The organism is Deinococcus aestuarii, assembly GCF_018863415.1.
GTDB lineage: Bacteria > Deinococcota > Deinococci > Deinococcales > Deinococcaceae > Deinococcus > Deinococcus aestuarii.
The window spans coordinates 1-19,314 of the sequence record NZ_JAHKSN010000033.1 but is presented as its reverse complement, the minus strand read 5'-3'; the positions used below and the strand labels follow the sequence as shown (position 1 = coordinate 19,314).

Below are 19,314 nucleotides of genomic sequence, written 5' to 3'. Positions count from 1 at the left end.
CGACCGCCGTCCGATCTCAAGCCCCGCCCGTGCAGCCCCCACCGCGGGTTCAGGCTGGGCGCCCCTAGTCTCGAAGGTTCCAAGTCCGCGCGGGACCTCTGGCGCCCGGGTCCGCTGCTGAACCAGGTGCGTGATGGCCGGGAACACGTCGAGGCGGAAACCGATCACCCGGCACCAGCGATGGTGAGCACAGGGTGGAGGATCACCATGACGCCCTATGCCGGAACCGATGGGCCAGCCTCATCGCCCCAGGTCGGGACCACTCTCTTCATGTTGAGCGAAACGGCGGGGCGTCAGAAATCCGACATTCCACGTCGGGTACAACGAACCGGACAGTCGTCAAGGAGATGGCAGCCTACGCCCCTCGCGGAGCCACCGGTTTCCCTTCTCGAAAGGAGTTGATATGGCCCTGTTCGGTGACCTCGAACACCACGCGCTCACCGATCTGGCGAGAATCCTCGGAACCCGGAGCGGGACGCTGTACTTCCACAGCGCTTACAGAGGCCGCACGCTCGAACTGACGGTCGTGCAAGGACACCTCCGCGCGCTGTACCTCGACGGGTTCCCGGTCCGGGAGACGGGTCAGGTTCACGACATCCTGGGGGAATTGCGTGCTCAGGGCCGGGGAGCCTTCGAGTTCAAGCCCCGCGAGTTTTCGGCCACCACCCCCGGCTTCTACAACCTGCCGTTGCTGGACCTGCTTCCGGCGCTCACCGGGGCGCCCCTCCCCGAGGATCAACTGCCCCACCCCGACACCCGCTTCGTGCCCACCACCCCCCCGGCGCGGGTGCCTCCCACGCTCGCGGACACCTGGGCCTTGGTCGGGCCGCACCTGGCCTCGGGCGCGAGTGCCTCGGACCTCGCCCGGCGGGTTGGCCGCACCGAGCGCGAGGTTCGGGAGACCTTGCATCGGCTGCGGGCCGTGAACCTGATCGCGCCGCAGCGGGCGGGGAGCGTGACCCGGCCGGGCGTCCCCGTTGCGGCCCAGCCGGCAGGCGATGGACCCGCTGGTGGGAGCTGGACTCCAGTGGCCCCCCCGGCGCCCGCCCCGCTCGTGCACCGCCTGCTCGGGGCCCTGCGCCGACTCACCGGAGCGGTGAGCGCGTGAGCGGCTTCCAGGCCCCCCTGAAGCTCGTCGTCTCCGGCCCGGTGGGCGCGGGCAAGACCACTTTCGTGCAGACCCTCTCCGAGACGCCCGTCGTCGCCACCGAGGCCGAGGCCAGCGAGGACATCGGCAAGCGCCACACCACCGTCGCCTTCGACTTCGGCACCCTGCGCCTGGACGGCCAGGAGCTGCACCTCTACGGCACCCCCGGGCAGGACCGCTTTTCCTTCATGTGGGAGGTGCTGTGCGAGGGCGCCCTGGGTCTGCTGCTGCTCGTCGCCGGGGACCGCCCGCAGGACTTCGCGCACGCCCGCAACATCCTCGACTTCATCACCAGCCGCGTCCCGGTGCCCTTCCTGGTCGGCGTCACCCGCCAGGACCTGCCGCGCGTGTGGGCTCCGGCCGACGTGGCCCTGTACTTCGGTCTCCCCGAGCCCCAGGTGGTGGGCCTGAACGCCACCGATCCCGACGACGCCCGGCTGCTGCTCGCCAGCCTGCTCGAACTGCACCTCGCCCCGTCTCCCGCCCTCCCGTGACCGGACCCGTCTCCGGAAAGGACGCCACCATGACCGCGACCCTCAGCAAGCAAGACCTCCTCAACTCCACCCTCACCACCCTGCGCAGCTCGATGCCCGAACTGCGCGGCGCCCTGGTCGCCACCGTGGACGGCCTGCCCATCGCCCAGGCGATGGGGGAGGGCGCCGACGCCAACCGCGTCGCCGCGATGGCCGCGACCGCCCTGGGGCTGGGCAAGCGTATCAACGACACCCTCGGCTCGGGCCAGCTCACCGACATGAGCGTGGGCGGAGCACACGGCCAGGTGTACATCTACGCCGCCGGACACAAGGGCGTGCTCGCGGTCGTCGCCCCGACCGGGATCAACCTGGGCCTGCTGAACATGGAAGCCCGGGACGCCGCGTCCAGCGTCGCCACCATCCTCTGAGCGCCTCTCCCCGACGTTCCGAGGTCCGCATGGCAACCCTGCCCGCCTCGCTCCACCAGCTTCTGACCACCCTTTACCCCAGGAGGACTCCCGTGACCGCCACCGCCACCCCCCAACTGCGCCCGCATCTGGGCGACTTCAACTCCGTCGTCTGCTTCAAGGCCGTGATCGTCGGCGTCGAGGATACCCTCGGCCCGGACGGCGCCGCTGTGGTCTTCACCCGCGCCGGGAAGGTGCGGGGCCGCGACCTCGCCACCGAACTCGGCGTGGCGGGCAGCCACCTCCCCGTCGAGCAGATCGCCGGGGTGCTGAACGCCGCCATCGGGCGGGACGGCACCTGCCTGGCCGCCGTGACGCGCTCGTACCGGGAGGGCGAGGACGTGGTGATCGAGACCCAGGACACGGTGTGCTCGGCGGGCGAGCCGCTGGGGTCGGAGCGCAAGTGCACCTTCACGCTGGGCGCGGTGTGGGGGGCGCTGGAGGCCATCACCGGGGAGACGTACCTCGGCGAGCACACCGAGAGCGTCTTGCGCGGCGGGACCAGCGACAAGTTCGTCTTCAGCCCCCTCTGAGTGAATTCCTTGAAGTGCCCCCAGATGGGGGCGCTCCTTCTTGACGCCGGAGGAGGTGCCCATGACCCTTGGGCCCCATGCTCTCCCGTCTCTCTTTCCTCCGGTCGGCCTGGTTCGCTCCCGGGTCGCCCGGTGGCCCCTCACGGCCCACGCTGGACGAGTGGCCCCGCTGGCCGCCGCCGTGGCCGAACACCTGGGGCGCTCCGACGTTCAGGTGTGCGAGTCCTGCCGCGCCGGGCTGCTCCATGACCTGGGCAGGGCATTCGTTCGCCAGGCGGTGCGGCGCAGGACGGGTCCCTTGACCGCCCAGGAGTGGTGCCGGAGGCAACGGCACCCGCTCACCTGACCATCCTGCTGCCCGGGGTCTCCCGCACCCTCCGCCTGGCCGTGTGTCACCACCATGAGCGGTTGAATGGGACGCGGGGTACCCCCACCGACGACGGGCCGAGGAGATTCCGCTGCTCGCGCGCATCCTGGCGGTGTGCGGCGGGTACGACGCCCTGGTCTCAGGAGGAGGCGTGGGTTGAGCTGACCGCGCAGTGTGGTCGGCAGTTCGACCGCGAGGTCGTGACGGCGTTGGGGGAAGTGCTGGGCGGCCGGTCGTGGAACCCCCAGCCCGACAAGCGGTTCAAATGGCTGGACGAATGCCTATAGGTCCAGGTCGCTCGGGGACGCCGAGAGCCTGGGGCCTGACCTGCCTTCAAAAGCGGGCAGCGTTAGTCCAAGCCGCGGTACAACAACCCCCGTGTGAAGCGCCGCGCCGCCGAGGCCGCCCGCGACAAGACGGTGGCCGTCCTGTGGAACCTGGCCGAGGCTTAGCTGGCGACCCACGGGCGCGCGGGTCAGCCGTGACGGAGGTGCGGGTGGAGCGCCTTCGGGACTGGCGATCCACGGGCGCGCGGGTCAGCCCCAAGACCCTGCTGATGGACCGGGAAGCCGTGCGCTTCCTCGTCGCCTCCGCGACCGACCACGCGGCGGCCCGGCAAGAACAGTGGGGGCATTCTTGGAAGCGGCAGCTTCGGGGGAAGTTTCAAACGCCGCGTTCCATCCGCGCAATAGTCCCACCGCGCCTTCCTCAGCGCGGCTCCTCCTGAAAGAGCCGTGCCAAGGCCTGGCCCCGCTGGGTCCACTCGTACCAGACCCGTTTGCCCTGCCGCGTCGAGGTCGCCAGCCCCAGGGCCTTGAGGCGGTGCAGGTGCGGAGACACCCCACTGGCGGAGCCGCCCAGCAGCGCACTCAGCCCGGTCGTCGTGCGCGGCTCCGACAGCGCGAGCAGGAGGCGGGCCGCCGTCTGTCCCATCAGCTCGGCCAGCGGGGCCGGGGGGGCGGGCCAGGGCGCCCACAGCTCGGCGGTCCCCCGGGCCGGGTAGGCGAACGTGAACGGTGACTCGCGCGCGTACACCATGTACCCGTCCGGCCACGCGAACACCGAGGGCACCAGGGTCAGCCCCTGCCCGTCCGGGCGCGGCCAGGCGTGACCCGCCCCGCAGCGCACCCGGGGATGCAGCTCCGCCAGCAGCGCGGCGGGACCCCCCTCGGCGAGCCGACGTGAACGGTACAGCACGTCCGCCTCCAGCACCGTCCGCAGGCGCGGCCAGTCCGGTTCGATGACCGCCTGCCAGTAGCGGGTCAGTTCCTCCGCCAGGGCCTTCAGCGCCTCGCCGGTGTCGTCGAGGTACCGGTCGAACAGGACGGTATCCGTGGGCGACGTGATCTGCCGGAGTTCCTCGTGCACCTGCGGGTAGGGCGTCTCCAGCAGGCGGGCGAGTTCGTCGGCGAAGCGCTCGACGGGGGACTGGGGCTTGGGCGTCAGGAAATCCGGCACGTAGGCCCCCGACTGGACCAGGAACCGCAGGTGCGACCCGCCGAGCTGTCGTGCGACCTCGCCCCGCCGCGTCAGCCAGGGAGCGAACACGGCGGAGCGGCTCTGCACGGCCCGGTAACTCGTGACCATTTCGAGAAGCGGGCTCACGGCAAAGCGCACCCCGGCCACGTCCTCGGGGTTGACCTGGACCGCCGACCGATACACGTCCACACCGCAGGATACGGCCGACCCTTCGGAAAAAGGCGAAACGTTCGTGGCCTCCCCGGGAGTCACCCTACGCTGGCTGGCGTGACCACCTGGCGCCTCGTTTCCTCCTTCACGGGCGACTTGCCGCGTCCCTTCTGGGTGATGTGGTGGGGGACCTTCCTCAACCGGCTGTGCGGCTTCGTCGTGCCCTTCCTGACCCTTTTCCTGACCTCGCAGCGGGACCTTTCCCCCGTTCAGGCAGCCGTGGCGGTGAGTGCCCTGGGCCTGGGCGGGTTTGTCTCCCAGCTCCTCGGCGGGGTGCTCGCGGACCGGTGGGGGCGGCGCCGGGTGATGCTGCTCGCGCTGACCCTCAGCCCGCCCTTCCTGCTGGCGCTGGGCCTGGCGCCGACCTACCCGCTGATTCTGGGCTCGGCGTTCCTGTTCGCGCTGCTCGGCGACATGTACCGGCCTGCCGCGAACGCCGCCATCGCAGACCTCGTGGCGCCTGAGGAACGAACTCGTGCCTACGGCCTGATGTACTGGGCGGTCAATCTGGGCTTCGCCTTCGCGCCCATCCTGGCGGGGCTGATCGCGGCGCGCTCCTACACGCTGCTGTTCGTGGTGGACGCGGCGACCCTGCTGCTGTATGCCCTGTTCGTCGGCGTGGGGGTGCCGGAGACGCGGGCCCCGGCGGGGCGGGGCGCGGGGCAGCCGGGGGCCCTCGCGGTCCTGAGGCGCGAGCCGCTGCTCTTCACGTTCGCTGCGCTGACCCTCCTGTTCGCGGTGGTGATGAACCAGGGGTACGTGACCCTGCCGCTCGCCATGCGGCAAGACGGGCTGGGCGAGGGGACATACGGCTGGGTGATCGCCCTCAACGGCCTGCTGATCGTGTCGGTCGGGCTGTTCTCGGCCCGGTTCCTGGGCCGTTTTCCGGCCCCGGCGGTGCTGAGCGTGGCCCTGGGGCTGACCGGCGTGGGGTTCGGGCTGAACGCGCTGGCGGACACGGTGCCCGGGTACGCGCTGGCCGTCCTGGTGTGGACCTTCGGCGAGGTCGCGCAGGCGGCGGTGGCCCCGGGGGTGGTCGCGGCGCTGGCCCCGGTGCACCTGCGCGGGACCTACGCGGGGGTGCTGGGCGCGACCTGGGGGTTGAGCGGCCTGATCGCCCCCGCGCTGGGCGGCTGGGCGCTGGGGCGGTACGGCGACGGGGTGTGGTGGGGGTGCCTGGTCGCCGGGCTGCTCGGCGCCCTGGGCTTCCTGCGGGTGTCCGGTCCCCTGCGGCGGCGCCTGGCGCAGGCGGAGCAGGCTTGAGGTCGGGCGGCTCCTCCCGAAGACCGGGGGAATAGCCTACCGACACCTCTGCGTGAACAACCCGGCCACTTCTGGAGTTCATCTGAAAAGCCCTGCCCCCAGCGTCAGTTCCCAGGGTACGCAGGGCGTGGCCTGAAGCCCGACACCTTGGCGTGATCGGTCGAAATTTCTCGTTCAAGACCGCAGCAACGGCATCTGGAGCGGTGTGTTCACCGGCACCTTCACGGACCCCCAGGGCAGGACCTTTGCCGTCAGTGGCGACTCGGGTGCAGGCGACATCGGGTGGAAGACTCCTGAAGGCACCTCTTCTGTCGGCGGCGAGTTCGCCATCGACAACAGCGGCTCGTACAGGGGCAGCTACTCGGTGATGGCCGGCAACCCTGTCATGACCTCCGGCAGCATCCGTAAGACCCGCACGGGGTCGTGACCCCACCGCTGTCCATCAACACCCGGCATGCTCGCGCCGGGTGTCTTTCACTTCGGCGCCTTCGCCAGCAGTGAGGCCACCTGAAGGGCGTTCGTCAGGTCGTCCACGGGTTGGGTGTCGTCAGGGACAGCACTTCTCCGCCAGCTTGTTTGGCTCTCCTGTTCGGGCCGTTCCTGAGGCAGCTCCTCGAAGCCGGCTTCACAGGTCTCGCCCCCGGGGCATGACTCGGGAGGCTGTGCCATGCCCCGGCGTGCCCCTCCTCCTCACAGTCCTCACGCCCTGGAACCTCGACAGATGCCCGTCAGACAGGATGAGTAAAATAAGATCTGCATGAAAAAAGCGAACCTCCTGCTTCTCGCCCTCCTGCTGACCGCCTGCGGGGGTGGCCCCACACCTCCCACCGAGGTGCCCTCCGATCCGGGCACTCAGCCGGGCGGGGCCGCGGGCGTGCTCAGCGGCTCGGTCCGGGGGGCGGAGGGCGTCAGCGGCACGGTCACGGTCGAGGAGTCCCCGGACGACGTGCGGCAGACGCTCGCCACCGGCAGCCTGACGGCGGGCAAGGTGTCTCTCACCCTGCCCACGGGCGACGTCCTCACCCCCTACCTGGAGGCGTACCCGCTCGGTCCCCAGTCGGGCTGCACCGGGGAGATCACCCAGTCCGATCCCACGGCCCGGCACTACAGCGTGTCCGCGTACCCGGTGCGCCAGAACGGCGGGCTCCTGGGCCTGCTCCGCGAGGTCCAGCCGGGCTTCACGGTGTGGAAAGATGGCGCCTCTGTCCTCCAGCGGGTGTACGCCGAACGGGCCACGACGGTGACGGGCAGCCTGAATTGCCCGGATGTCAAGCTCACCCTGAACGCCTCGTTTCAGGCGGGCTGGAACGTAGCGGTGTTGACCACCGACCGGGTGACCACCACGGGCGAGATCCTCGCCGCGACGATCTCCACGCCGACCACGCTCCCCGCGCACACCCTGGCCCTGGAGACGCCAACCTTCTACCTGACGGCCGACGAGGTGAGTGCGCTCGCCCTGCCCGGCGGGCGGGCCAGCCTGCCGCTGAACGTCCAGTCCGTGCTGGGCTTTGGCGGGACGGTGCAGTTCGACTTCAAGACGCCCACCCCCGACTTCACGCTGATCAACGCCTATACCGACCTCAGCGGCCCGGCCACTTCCAGGGCGGCCAGCGTGCTGGTGGCTCCCCGCGCGGGCCTCGCTCCGGGCACCTACACCGTCCCGCTGGTGGCGAGGAGCGGGAACGTGACGCGGGAGCTGCGCGTCCGGGTCACGGTGCTCTCGTCCGCCGAGGTGGCGACCGACCGCCGGTACGGGTACGGGCCGGTGCTGGCGGCCCCCAGCGGGCTGTGGTACGGGCGCAGCCGCAGTGCCGACGGGGGCTTGCGCCTGCCGGGGGTGTCCCGGCTCGATCCCGTGAGCGGGAACGTCACCGAGGTGGACTTCGGTTACGACGATCACGTCGAGGACCTCGCCCTGGCCCCGGATGGGGCCGTATGGGCGACCAAGGGGGCGCAGCTCGTCCGCATCGATCCCACCAGTGGTGAGGTGAAGGCCTTCCCGCAGATTCCGGCGGAGGCCACCGGCTTTCGCAGCGGCCCGGGGGCCCTGGCATTTGCGCCGGACGGCCGGGTGTGGTTCACGGTGGAAAACCGCGGCCTCGGTCGTCTGGACCCCTCGACCGGGGTGAGCGAGGTGTACCCGCACGCTGGCATGCCCAAGGGAATCGCCGTGACGGCCGACGGCGGCGTGTGGTTCACCGCCACCATCGATAACGCCCTGGTGCACTTCGACCCAGCCACCCGGGCCTTCCAGAGTCGTCCGCTGCCCACCCCGGAAGCCGGGCCCTGGGGCTTGAAGCTCGGGCCGGAGGGTGCCTTGTGGTTCACCGAGTCCGCGGCGAACCAGCTTGGTCGCCTCGACCCGCGGACCGGGGCGCTCACCGAGTTCCGGCTGGGCGAGGCCGTGGGCAATCAGCGCCTGAGCGTGCGCTCTCTGGCCTTCGACGCGGCCGGGCGGGTGTGGCTGACGGACCAGACCAACGCTCAAGTGGTGCGCTTCGATCCCGCGACCCGGGTGGTGGACCGCTTGAGCCTGCCCGACTCCGGTTCGAGCCCGGCGGGCATCAGTGTGGCGGCGGACGGTACAGTCTGGTTCTCTTACACGGCGGGCACGAACGCCGGGGCACTGAGGCGGCTGACACCCTAAGCCCGTCAGCATGGGGAGGGCACCTGCTGGTCATCCAGCCCAGCAGGTGCCCTCCCTCTCGTGACCCCGAAGACGCTGGCGGGGTCGGGGTGGGTTTGCAGCGGCCGGGCGGTGTTCTGCGGCATGGTCCCTCTCCTGAAGTGGGGCGGGGCCAAGGTGGCGGGGCGGTCGTTTCCGTCACCCTGCCAGCGGAGGCAGCCGAGTGTTCAGCTCGTGTCAAGCTCGCCCGAGCCTCGACGGGCTCTCAAGGCGGAGCCTTCGGCCTGGCCCGCCCGGGCGGACCAGATCCGTCCGCATCCCCGCTGGTTTCACCCTGTCCGCCGAGCACTCCGAAGCCTACTGTTGACCCATGACGCCCCGGCCCCACGTGCCCATTTCCGTCCCCGGACACCCCGGCACGCGGCGCGTGGTCTTCGTCCTTCTGCCCGGCGTCAACCTGCTCGACCTCGGCGGCCCCGCCCAGGTCTTCGACGTGGCCCGGCGCTTCGGCGCCGCCTACGACCTGCTGTTCTGCGCCGCCGTGCCGCAGGTCCAGAGCAGCCAGGGCCTCCCGCTCGGCCCGCTGGCACCGTTCCCCACGCCCCGCCCGGACGACCTGATCATCATCCCCGGGCCCCGGCTGGACGACCCCGTTCCTGGTCGGCCCTGGATCGAGCCCGCCGCCGTCGTCTGGCTCCGCGCCGCCTTCGCCGCCGGAGCCCACCTGGCCTCGGTCTGCACGGGTACGGCGGCGCTGGGAGAGGCGGGCCTGCTCGACGGGCGGCGCTGCACCACCCACTGGGGGGCGGTGGAGGCGATGCGGGCGCGCTACCCGGGGGCCCTGGTGCAGGACGCCGTGCTGTACACCCACGACGGTCCCATCACGACCAGCGCGGGCATCGCCTCCGGCATCGACATGGCGTTGTCGCTCCTCGAACGCGAGCACGGCCCGCTGCTCACCGCCCAGGTCGCCCACTACCTGGTGGTCTACCTGCGGCGGGACGGCGTGCAGACCCAGGCCAGCGTGTATCTGGAGTACCGCACGCACCTGCATCCCGGCGTTCACCGCGTCCAGGATCAGCTCAGCCAGCACCCAGCGGACCGGGCGCCGCTGAACGCCCTGGCCGAACTCGCCAACATGAGTCCGCGCGGGCTGACCCGGGCCTTCAAGCAGCACACCGGCCTGACTCCGCTGGCCTACCAGCACGAACTGCGGCTGGAACTCGCCGCCCAACTGATGGCCGACCCGCACCTCACTCTGGAGGTCATCGCTGGCAGATGCGGCTTCGACGATCCCCGGCACTTCCGCCGCCTCTGGCAGGCCCGTCACGGGAGCCCGCCCTCCGAGGCCCGCACCCAACTGACCGCGCCGCGCTGATCCCGCCCCAGCCCGAACTCCAGCTCTCCCCCTTGCGAGAGGAGCCGCCTTATGTCCTACCCTGTTGCCCCACCACCAACCCCTCACCTTCAGCCCCGCCGTGCCCGCTCACGGCTCACGCGCCGCCTGCTCGGCCTGCTGCTGACCACCTCGGCCCTGGTGGTGGGCTGCTCGGCCCTCAACCGTCCGGGTACCCCAGTGCCCCCCAACGGAACGCTCGTGGACGTGGGGGGCTACCGGCTTCACCTCTTCTGCCAGGGAACGGCCAGCGGGGCCACCGTGATCCTGGACGCCGGAAACAACGAGACCAGCCTGACCTGGGCACGGGTGCAGCCCGGGGTCGCCCGCTTCGCCCGGGTCTGCGCCTACGACCGGGCGGGGTCGGCCTGGAGCGACGCCAGCCCCAGGCCGAGGAGCGTGCCGGTGATGGTGGACGAGTTGCACACCCTGCTGGAGAGGGCGGGAGTCCAGGGACCCCTGGTGCTCGTCGGGCATTCGCTGGGCGGCGTCGTGGCCCGGCAGTATGCGGCCCGCTCTCCCGGGGAGGTCTCCGGCCTGGTCCTGGTGGATTCTTCGCATGAGGGGCAGTTCCGCCGCTACCCCGCGTCCGTCCTGACGGCTACGAAACGCGGTCTGGGTCAATTCAAGGCGCTGGAAGTCCTGATCACGCTGGGGCTGCGCCCGCTGGCCTCCCGGCTGGTGCCCCTGGACTCCCGGCTGCCCCCACCCGCCGCCCAGGCGCTGCACACCCTCATGATTGCCGATCCAAAGCAGGCCGCCGCGACCCGGGGCGAGATCGAGGAACTGATGAAGGGCACCACCCCACCCGTCTCTACGCTGGGCGACCTGCCCCTCGTGGTGGTCAGCCGGGGGCACGCCGACGCGGGGCAGGACCCGGCTACCGTCGCGCAGACAGAACGCCTCTGGGCGGCCATGCAGCGGGAACTTGCCGCGCTCTCGACCCGTGGCCGCCGCGTCGTGGCCCGGGAGAGTGGGCACAGCGTCCAGCTCGACGAGCCGGAGGTCGTGATCGACGCCATCCGTGAGGTCTGGAGTACCCGGCGCTGAGGTCGAGCGCGGCCCCCACTCCTCCTGAGCCACCGCCGCTCCCTGCCCCTGATGGAGGGCGAGGTGGCGGGTGGCTGCCCCATCGCTCAGCCCTGCCCAGAAGGGTGGTCCAGCACCCCCGCACTCAACGCCGGAGGCAGAACCCATGCAGATCACCCGGTCCAAGACCGCTCATCGCCCCGACCGCTGGGGAGTGCTCCGGCACCGCGACTACCGCCTGTTCTGGCTGGGGCAGGCCGTCTCCGGCGTCGGGACCTTCATGCAGGTGGTCGGGCAGAGCCTGCTGGTCCTGAAGCTCAGCGGGGGTTCCGCCCTGCCCCTGGGTCTAGTCTCCCTCGCGCAGGCCCTGGCTTTCTTCGCCTTCGCATTGATCGGGGGCAGCGTCGTGGACCGGGTAGACCGACGCAAGCTGCTCTTCCTGACACAGACGCTGCTGCTGATCCAGGCCCTCGTCCTCGCCCTCCTGAGTGCGACCGGCACCGCCACCCTGGGATGGGTGATCCTCCTCGCCTTCGCCTCCGGGGTGGTCGTGAGCTTCGACCAGCCTGCCCGGGCCTCCCTCTTCCCGCGTCTGGTCCCCCGTGCGGAACTGCCGCGGGCCACCGCCCTGAACGCCCTGGCGATGACGAGCGCGGGCACCCTGGGCCCCGCCCTGGCGGGCTTCACGGCGGCCACCCTGGGCCTGAGCGTGAACTTCAGTCTCAATGCCCTGAGCTTCGTGATCGCCCTGGCCTGCCTGGCACGGATGCGCGCCCTGGAGACGCCCCGGGACGTTCCGGCGCGGCAGCCCCTGCTGGGCTCGGTGCGGGAGGGTCTGCGGGTCGTGGCGCGTGACCCGGCGCTGCCGTGGGTGGTGTCGGGGTACGGGGCGCTCCTCCTCGGGCCGTCGCCCCAGGTTCAAACCATCGGCGAGGATCGTGGTCAGCAGGTGGTCATGCTGCTCCACGCCCTTGCCGCTGTGTGGGTTCAGAAAAGCGCCTGTGAAGCGGGTCCAGGCGTTCACCTCCGGCAACAGGTCGGTGATCTCCACGCGCGGAAGTCGCGCGCTCAACTGGCGCTCCAGGGCTTCCACCCCGTCGGGCACCGCCCTGGTCGCCTTCCCGACCTCAGGCCTGCCACGCTCCATGGTGACGGAGGACAGCGCCCCCTTGGCGAGGAGGTCTTCCCCCTCACGCAACTGCCCGGTCAACCTCGGCTCGGTCTCGGCCCAGAAGGCGTCAAAGGGCTCGGGGAGCTTCGGCGACAACTCGGGCAGGCGCCCTTGCCAGGTGCCCTGTGGCAGGAGATAGGCGTCGAGGTCCTCGTGATCCACACGTCCGCGGCCCGCAACGCGTCCAGCACACACAGCTCGTAGGCCCGGCGGTCCACTGCGCCGTCCCGGAACCGAAAGGCGGGGTCAAGGTCAGGGTGGCCCCCAAGGTGCGGCGCGGCACTGCCGGCCAGCGGAGGTCCGGCGAGGGTGGCAGGGCTTCATCCTGAGGGCCAGGGAGGTGGCTCCGGTGAGCAAAACGGCGTCAGGCAGGGGAACAGGAAGGAGCACCTGCTCTCCCGTCCGGGGGCGGGTCCCTTATCTGATGTTGCCCTTGATCTCCTTCAGGGCGGCGGCCAGGATCGAGGCGTAGTTGGGACCCGGTTTTTGCACGCTCTGGGCCACGGCGCTGCCCCACGGCCCCCAGATCGCGCCCATCTCCGGCACGTTGGGCATCGGCGTTCCGGCGGAGATCGCCTTTCCGAACCCCGTCACGATAGGGTCGTTCTTGAGCTGGGTGCGGGCGGCGAGATTCACGGGAATCCGGCCACCGGCCCGGTTGAAGGAGAGCTGGGCCGAACTGGTGACCAGCGCCTGGGCGAACTGCGCCGCCACACTCTTGTTCTTGCCGTAGGCGTTGAGGACGACGCCCTGGACCCCGACCAGCGGTCCCCACTTCGAGGTGGCCCCAGGAGGCGCCGGGATGGTGGTGATCCCGTAGTTGATGCCCGCCTTCTTGATGTCCCCCATGTCCCACGGGCCCGTCACGATCATGGCCGCGCGCCCATCCACAAAGGCACTCTTGGCCGCGTCGTTGCTCACGCCCTCGGGCACGAGCTTGTACTTGTAGCGCAGATCGTTCATCACCGAGAGGGCCTTGAGGGCCCCGGCGTTGGTAATCCCCACGTCTCCCACGTTCAGGGTGCCGCCGTTGTTCTTGAAGATGTAGCTGCCGTAGGCGTTGAAGAAGCCGTAGTTGGTGTAGGCGTTGCTCAGGTCGACCAGGAAGCCGAACCGGCCGTTCCCGGTGTTCTTCTGCGCCGCGCTGAGGAACTCGTTCCAGGTCGTGGGCGCTGTGGGGACCAGGTTCTTGTTGTAGATGAGCGCCACGGACTCCGCGAACATGGGCAGGCCGAACAGCTTGCCCCGGTAGGTCATGGCCTGGACCGCAGCGCGGTCGAGGTCCGCCTTGCTCACGACGTAGCGGTCCATCGGCTCGACCGCGCCGGAGGCGGCGAGCTGGCCCAGCCGGTCCTGCGGGAGGGTGACCACCAGGTCCGGGCCCTGGCCCTTGGGGGCCGAGTTGATCAGCTTGTCGGCCATCTGGTCGAGCGGCAGGCTGACGATGGTGACCTTGTTGCCGCTGGCCTTGGCGTAGGCATCCGCCTGGGCCCGGAGCCAGGCGACCTCGGCGGCGTCCGTGAAGTGGTTCCAAACGGTGAGGGTGGCGGCGCTCGCCTGCCCGGCGAGGGCGAGGGACAGCACAACGAGCATCTTGTTCATGTTCTCTCCTTGGATCGGGAGTCGGAGCCTGCGAGTTCTGGCCGAAGGGCGCCCAACCTACTTCAGGCCGTCGATCCCGACCGTCGCGCGGGCGTCGTCGTCGAAGAGCGAACGGCGCGAGGCGTCGTCGTCGTTCCAGCCGGGGGCGTTCAGCCACTTGCCGCTCTGGGACCAGAAGGCCCCCCAGTAGAAAATGCCGCTGCCCCCGGCGTCTTTCACCACGGGTGTCAGGGCCCGGAGAAAGTCGTACTGCCCCTGCGGGGTCTCGGGATAGGGCAGGTGGGTGGTCCCGACCTGGTTCTTGTCCCAGTAGGAGGCGGTCTCGGCCACGTACACCCTGGTCCCGGTGAAGGTGCTCCGCAGCGCCCGGATGGTTTCACTGAGTCCCGAAAAGTCGCCGTGCCAGCTCGGGTAGTAGGAGAGGCCGATGGTGTCCACCCACCCCCCGGCGTCGATGAAGGCCCGGTACCAGGCCACCGTCGCGGCGGCGTCCCCCGTCTTGGCGATGTGGACCATGATGGGCGGCATCCCGTCCCGGCCTCCGCTCGCGTCGCGCACCGCCGTCGCCCCGGCGTTGGTCAGCCGCACCAGGGCGGCCATGCTGTCCGTCTTGATTCGTCCAGCCTCCCACTCCAGACGTCCGGTCTCCCAGAGCATCCCGCCGTTGATCTCGTTGCCGATCTGCACCATGTCCGGCGGGGTCCCCTGGGCGCGAAGCTGGGTGATCACGTCTTTCGTGTAGTCGTAGACCGAGGTGCTCAGCGTGGTCAGGTCCTGGCCCTTCCAGCGCTCGGGCGTCCACTGGTTGCCGGGGTCGGCCCACCAGTGCGAGTAGTGCAGGTCGAGCAGCACCTTCAGGTTCCGCCGCCTGGCGTCTTGCATCACGGCCTTCACGTAGGGCAGGTCCTGCGCCAGCCCGTAGGCCGTCACGTCCGGGTCGATCATCAGCCGCACGCGCACCCAGTTGTAGTCGTGGTCCTTCACGATCTGGAGGGCGGGCTTGACCGTGCCGTCCCGGTCCTTGAACTGGACGCCCGCCGCCTCCGCCTCGCGGGCCTCCGACACGTCCAGGCCCCGAATCCAGGTTTCCCCTATGGCCTCTGGAACGGTGGCCCGGGTGCAGGCGCTCAGGCTGGCCGTGAGGGTCAGAAGCAGGGTTGCCGCGCCGATCTGTCTCATACCAACTCCTTGACGGTGCCCAGAAGACGCGTGCTGACGGGGGCCAGCACCTCGCCCTGCCAGGCCTCGGGGTGTGCGTTCCAGTTCTGAAGGAGCGTGATTCCGCCGCGCCGCGAGAGGCGGACGCCCTCGGGAAGCCGCGTGGGCTGGAGTCCCACCGTGTTCAGCACCTCCTCCAGCACCTCGGCGATCAGGGTTTCGCTGTGCGCCCCGATCACGGTGACGTTCCCACGCCGGATCACGGCGGCCTCGCCGTCCAGCGGCCCCCCGGCGTAGCGGGCCAGGACGGCGGCCCCGGCGGGGTCGTAACTCTCGGCCCAGCGCCGGGCCGTGTGGGGCTCGCCGCCCAGGTGAAGGGACTGCTCCAGCCCCTCGGGGAGGCTGTCGTAGTTCTGGAGCGAGGCCCCGACCAAAGCGCCCAGCTCGCCGAACTGCCCCTCCTCGGGGGTACGCCCCGACGCCGTGCGGAAGGCCGTGCGGGGCCCGAAGACAATCTGGGCGTGTTCCGCCGCTTCCGCCAGGTGCCGGGCCCGCTCCGGCGTCATCATCGTCAGGGCCGGGGCGACGACCACCGCGTACCCGCTCAAGTCGCTGTCCGGGTGCCGGATGTCCACGTCCATGCCCAGGGACCGCAGGGCGCGGTAAGAGGCGAAGGTCTGCGCCCAGTAGTTCATCCCCTCGGCGTGGGGCTGCATGTTGTACAGCCACAGGCTCTCGTAGTCGTGGAGAAGGACGACTTTGGTCTTCACCTGGCCCGCCGGAAACTGCTCCGGGTCGAGTGCGGCGACCTCCGCGTAGCCCCGGTCGGGCCGCTCGTCATGGCGTAGGAGGCCCGAGTGCAGGACTTCCTGGGCCATCGTGGCGGCCCGCCAGCGGAAGTAGCTCACCACGTCCGCGCCGTGTGCCCAGGCCTGCGCCGTCCAGAGTTCCACGGCCCCCTTTGCCGGAAGTGGGTTGGACGGGGCCCAGTTCACCTGCCCGCACTGCTGCTCCATCACCCAGAAGCCGTGTGTCTGGCCCTGCCCTGCCCCTCCCACCATCCCCCGGTACAGGTCGTGGTTGAAGGCGGTGACGTCCGGGTGACCCGTCCGGGTGAAACGGAGGGCCAGCCCCGGGTCCGCCAGCCCCCATTCCTTCAGGGCCTCCAGCGTCCCGGTCGGGTAGCTGTCCCAACTGGCGAAGTCGAGGCACCGGCTCACCCGGTAGTGGTCGAAGGCGCTGAAAAAGCCCATGTAGTTGTGGGTCACGAAGCGGCCCGGCGAACATTCGCGGAGGATTGCCACCTGCTCCTCTTGGAACCCGGCGATCTGATCGCTGGAAAACCGCAGGAAGTCCAGGGCGTGGGCCGGGTTGACCTCGGCGACCGCCTGACCTGGCAGCGGAATCTGATTCCAGTCGCCATACTCCATGCTCCAGAAGACATTGCCCCAAGCCTCGTTCAGCGCCTCCACGCGGCCGTAACGCCGGGCGAGCCACTGCCGGAACCCCTCCAGGGCCGCCGGGGTGTAACTCTGCGCGGTGTCCCCCCACCCGAACTCGTTGTCAGTCTGCCAGCCGACGACGGCGGGGTGCTCCCCGTAACGTTCGGCCATCGCCCGCGTGATTCTCCGGGAGTGTTCCCGGAAGACGGGGCTGGAAAAGTCGTAGTGCCGCCGCGAGCCGAAGGTCTTGACCTGACCCGCCCGGCCCTGCGGCAACACCTCGGGATGCCGGGCCACCAGCCAGGCGGGGGGCGCGGCGGTCGGTGTACACAGCACGACCCCGAGGCCCGCCGCCGCGTAGGTCTCGATGGCCTCGTCCAGCCAGCGCCAGTCGTACTCCCCGGGTCGGGGCTCCAGGCGGCTCCAGGCAAACTCCGCCAGGCGTACGAAACGTAGGCCCAGGGCCTTCTGCGCCTGCGCGTACCCGGCCCAGCGGTCTTGCGGCACGTGCTCCGGGTAGTCGCAGACGCCGAGTTCGAGGTGGGGAAGGTGGAGAGGGGGTATTCGGGACATAGACACCTCTGTGGACCGCCGACACAGGGGCGGTCACACCGGACCACGGCACAGCCGCCGTGGTGACGCAGGGCCAGGGGCCTCTTCTGGGACGAGCTGGTGATCAAAAGTTAGATGGTGTTAAGGCTAACACTTGTGTACCAAGTTACCTTCAGTCGTTCCTAGCCTTTTTCTCCGGGGAGCCATTCGAGGTATTGAGAAGTTGCCGCCCGAAAGTTACGCTTAGAGGACAAGGTTTGCCCCACTGGTCAGGATGTACGCGTAAGCCCGAGGAGGCTTCGTGAACCGCGGAGGGCCGCTCAACGCCAGCGAATGTCCTCCGTCTGTCGCAACGGGTAACTTGCTGTTAGCCTTAACACAACCGGAGGTTCAGGTGAAGACGGTGGAAAAGGCGGCGACGCTGGCCGATGTGGCCCAACTGGCGGGCGTCTCACAGCAGACGGTCTCACGGGTCGTCAACAACCAGGGGCCGGTGGAAGCCCGCACCCGGGCAAGGGTCATGGAGGCGGTGGGACAGCTCAACTATGTGCCCAACCGGCTGGCCCAGGGGCTGGCGCGGCAACGAAGTCACTCCATCGGCTTTGCCACCAACGACATCGCCCTGCACGCTCCCTCGCAACTGACCTCGGCCATCGAGGGGGCGGCGCGGGCGGCGGGCTTCAGCCTGATCGTCTCCATCGTGCCCGGCTACGGGCTGGGCCGGGTCACCCAGACGGTGCGCGCGCTCAAGGAACGGCAGGTGGACGGCGTGCTGATCAATGCGTCCTTGGGTGGCGCGGACGCCGCCGAGATCGCGCGGCGTTTTTCCGATCTGCCCTGCGTCTTCATGGACGTGCCCGCCGATGCTCCCGTGAGTGCGGCGCTGCTGGATCAGGGTCACGGCGCCGCGCTGGCCGCCCGGCATCTGGTGGACCTGGGGCACACCCGGATCGCCTGCATCCACGCCCCCCAGGACGCGGTGGCCGAACACGCCCGCTTGCAGGGCTGGCAGGCGGTGCTGCGGGAGCACGGCCTCGCCCTCGTGGCCGAGCAGGAGGGCGACTGGAGCCCGGCGAGCGGGTACCGGGCAGCCCTGGCTCTGCTGGCCTCCGGGGTGAACTTTACGGGGCTGCTGGTCGGGAACGATCAGATGGCGGTGGGCGTGCTGCGGGCCCTGTGGGAAAGCGGGAGGAGCGTGCCGGGCGACGTCTCGGTCATCGGCTACGACGACACGGCCGAGAGTGCGCTGCTGATCCCTCCCCTCACCACCGTCCGGCAGGACTTCCCGACGCTGGGCCAGCGCGCTTTTCATCATCTGAATGCCCGGCTCGACGGGCAGGACCCACCGAAGACGACGCTGACCCGGCCTGAACTGGTGGTGCGGGCCAGCACCGCCGCCCCCCGCTCGGGTGAGCGGTTGCGGCTGCAAGACGCCCTGCAACTCCTGCAACGTCATATAGGGGGAGCAGGAGAAAAGGAGCCCCCAGGCCAGGCTTGACGGGCACCTCCGTCAACCTGGAACGGACGTTCCCGTGCAGAGGCGTTGAGCACGCGTGAGGGCTGTCCTCCCCTGCTGGAGGAGGGTCTTTGCAGCGGGCAGGAGAGATGTTCCCGGCAGGTTTCCCCGGGCCACCCCGTCTGGCGGGTGGGAAGAGGTGAGGGCGTGTTGCGGTGTTCAGTTCGGGCCGTCGGTGCCGCTTGAACCGCGCCGTGATCGCTGAAAGCTTCACCCGGATTTCCGCATGGTTGATCTGCGCGAGCTGGGCTACCTGCCGCCGGTCGGCCCCGAGGGAGGTCGGCTGCGGGCGATGGTGCGGATCGCCACCGCCGTCGAGCGGTTAGTGCAGGAGTACGCCCAGCCGCTCCGCGTGGAACAGATGGCGCGGGACGTACACATGAGCGTGTCGGGCTTCCACCACTTCAAGGTGGTGACGGCCCCCAGCCCCCTCCAGTTTCGGAAGCGGTTGCGGCTTCGGGAGGCCCGCCGTTTGCTGCTGGGCCGGGAGCTGGACGTGACCGGGGCCGGTTTCCGGGTCGGCTACGACGGCCCCTCGCAGTTCAACCGTGAATACCGCCGCCTCTTCGGGGTCTCGCCCCGCCAGGACGTGACGCGCGGGCAGGGGGGCAGCCCTGCTGTGCCGAGATGGCGTGACCCTCCCCGCCCGAGCGCCGAGCGGTCCGGGAGTTGACGGGGGGACTCCAAGCGTCCATACTTATCAAAGATAGATTTACTACAGGAGGAAGAATGACGGCGCAGGGCAGGCGAGCGAGGCAGAAGCAGGCGACCCGCGAGGGCATCCTCCAGGCCGCCCTCACCATCGGCGAGCAGGAGGGGTGGGCCGCGGTCACCATTCGCCGCATCGCCGACGCGGTGGAATACACCTCACCCATCATCTACC

At 70.0% G+C, this 19,314-nt stretch carries 16 protein-coding genes; 12 read left to right on the top strand and 4 right to left on the bottom strand.

The annotated features are described in order from the left end of the window. The first annotated feature begins 403 nt into the window (after positions 1–403). From IC605_RS23395 to IC605_RS23380, 4 genes are all read left to right on the top strand, one after another. Positions 404–1,108 (top strand): hypothetical protein, encoded by a 705-nt coding sequence (locus IC605_RS23395; protein WP_216329525.1) that lies wholly within the window; start codon positions 404–406, stop codon positions 1,106–1,108. Further along, the gene (locus IC605_RS23390; protein WP_216329523.1) at positions 1,105–1,641 is read left to right on the top strand and encodes a GTP-binding protein; all 537 of its coding nucleotides are present in this window, start codon (positions 1,105–1,107) and stop codon (positions 1,639–1,641) included. The genes IC605_RS23395 and IC605_RS23390 overlap by 4 nt, the downstream gene beginning before the upstream one ends. A 29-nt stretch (positions 1,642–1,670) precedes the next feature. Beyond that, positions 1,671–2,048 (top strand): roadblock/LC7 domain-containing protein, encoded by a 378-nt coding sequence (locus IC605_RS23385; RefSeq protein WP_216329520.1) that lies wholly within the window; start codon positions 1,671–1,673, stop codon positions 2,046–2,048. Positions 2,049–2,140: 92 nt separating this feature from the next. Then, positions 2,141–2,620: a hypothetical protein gene (locus tag IC605_RS23380; RefSeq protein WP_216329518.1), complete on the top strand. Its 480-nt coding sequence runs from the start codon at positions 2,141–2,143 to the stop codon at positions 2,618–2,620. A 1,075-nt stretch (positions 2,621–3,695) separates the two neighbouring features. On the opposite strand, the gene IC605_RS23375 is transcribed toward IC605_RS23380, so the two are convergent. After that, a complete protein-coding gene (locus IC605_RS23375) occupies positions 3,696–4,655 on the bottom strand; it encodes a hypothetical protein (protein WP_216329517.1) in 960 nt (319 codons plus the stop codon). A 78-nt stretch (positions 4,656–4,733) separates the two neighbouring features. On the opposite strand from IC605_RS23375, the gene IC605_RS23370 reads away from it, so the two are divergent. The 6 genes from IC605_RS23370 (at position 4,734) to IC605_RS23345 (ending at position 12,365) form a co-directional block, all read left to right on the top strand. Continuing rightward, on the top strand, positions 4,734–5,939 hold the full coding sequence (locus IC605_RS23370; RefSeq protein ID WP_216329515.1) for an MFS transporter: 1,206 nt from the start codon (positions 4,734–4,736) through the stop codon (positions 5,937–5,939). A gap of 205 nt (positions 5,940–6,144) precedes the next feature. Continuing rightward, positions 6,145–6,366 carry a hypothetical protein gene (locus IC605_RS23365; RefSeq protein WP_216329513.1) on the top strand — a complete coding sequence of 74 codons (222 nt, stop codon included), beginning with the start codon at positions 6,145–6,147 and terminating at the stop codon, positions 6,364–6,366. 330 nt (positions 6,367–6,696) lie between these two features. Continuing rightward, positions 6,697–8,586 (top strand): Vgb family protein, encoded by a 1,890-nt coding sequence (locus IC605_RS23360; RefSeq protein WP_216329511.1) that lies wholly within the window; start codon positions 6,697–6,699, stop codon positions 8,584–8,586. Positions 8,587–8,935: 349 nt separating this feature from the next. Next, entirely contained in the window at positions 8,936–9,943 is a 1,008-nt protein-coding gene (locus IC605_RS23355; RefSeq protein WP_216329509.1) for a GlxA family transcriptional regulator, read from the top strand. 51 nt (positions 9,944–9,994) lie between these two features. Next, complete coding sequence (locus IC605_RS23350) at positions 9,995–11,011, top strand: alpha/beta fold hydrolase (protein ID WP_216329507.1); 1,017 nt, start codon at positions 9,995–9,997, stop codon at positions 11,009–11,011. A 145-nt stretch (positions 11,012–11,156) separates the two neighbouring features. Then, positions 11,157–12,365, top strand: a complete 1,209-nt coding sequence (locus IC605_RS23345; protein ID WP_216329506.1) for an MFS transporter — start codon at positions 11,157–11,159, stop codon at positions 12,363–12,365. A gap of 213 nt (positions 12,366–12,578) precedes the next feature. Here the strand turns inward: IC605_RS23345 and IC605_RS23340 are convergent, their stop codons facing one another. Genes IC605_RS23340 through IC605_RS23330 form a run of 3 tightly spaced genes read right to left on the bottom strand, consistent with a single transcriptional unit; the run spans position 12,579 to position 16,936 of the window. Next, a complete protein-coding gene (locus IC605_RS23340) occupies positions 12,579–13,763 on the bottom strand; it encodes a sugar ABC transporter substrate-binding protein (RefSeq protein ID WP_216329505.1) in 1,185 nt (394 codons plus the stop codon). 57 nt (positions 13,764–13,820) lie between these two features. Beyond that, positions 13,821–14,942, bottom strand: coding sequence for a glycosyl hydrolase 53 family protein (locus IC605_RS23335; protein ID WP_216329504.1), 1,122 nt, complete (start codon positions 14,940–14,942; stop codon positions 13,821–13,823). Next, the gene (locus IC605_RS23330; RefSeq protein WP_216329503.1) at positions 14,939–16,936 is read right to left on the bottom strand and encodes a beta-galactosidase; all 1,998 of its coding nucleotides are present in this window, start codon (positions 16,934–16,936) and stop codon (positions 14,939–14,941) included. The genes IC605_RS23335 and IC605_RS23330 overlap by 4 nt, the downstream gene beginning before the upstream one ends. Before the next feature lie 373 nt (positions 16,937–17,309). On the opposite strand from IC605_RS23330, the gene IC605_RS23325 reads away from it, so the two are divergent. Further along, positions 17,310–18,413 (top strand): LacI family DNA-binding transcriptional regulator, encoded by a 1,104-nt coding sequence (locus tag IC605_RS23325; protein ID WP_216329502.1) that lies wholly within the window; start codon positions 17,310–17,312, stop codon positions 18,411–18,413. 244 nt (positions 18,414–18,657) lie between these two features. Further along, positions 18,658–19,104, top strand: a complete 447-nt coding sequence (locus IC605_RS23320) for a helix-turn-helix domain-containing protein (protein WP_216329501.1) — start codon at positions 18,658–18,660, stop codon at positions 19,102–19,104. Positions 19,105–19,314 lie beyond the last annotated feature (210 nt).